The organism is Pseudoalteromonas fuliginea (assembly GCF_000690055.1).
GTDB classification, from domain to species: domain Bacteria; phylum Pseudomonadota; class Gammaproteobacteria; order Enterobacterales; family Alteromonadaceae; genus Pseudoalteromonas; species Pseudoalteromonas fuliginea.
Map to the genome: position 1 here is coordinate 1 of NZ_JJNZ01000299.1, position 301 is coordinate 301.

General features: G+C 25.9%; 1 protein-coding gene. It reads right to left on the reverse strand.

Features of this window, described 5'->3' with window-relative positions; translation table 11 throughout:
- The coding region (locus tag DC53_RS22905) for a hypothetical protein (RefSeq protein ID WP_033032867.1) at positions 1–301 on the reverse strand (301 nt) is incomplete at both ends.

The window sequence follows — 301 nt, forward strand, 5'->3', positions numbered from 1 at the left end:
TTTGTTCAAATTGTTTTTATTTGATGCGATAATTAAGCTTAATAATTCCTCTTGATTTTTAAAGAAATCACTAATCACATCATTTTGATTGAGCTGTTTGTTTACAGGATTCATTGTATTAAAGGTTTTATGTTTTTTATCATTTTCCTTCAACTTTACCAAGTTAGCAAAGTAATTACCTATAATTCCACTTTTAAAAGTAGATTTCGGCTTGTTTCCTTTAGTTAAAGCCTTTTTTATTTCTGGTAAATAAAAAGTAGCATAGTAATTTAAATGTTCAAGACATTCTATAATGCTCCAT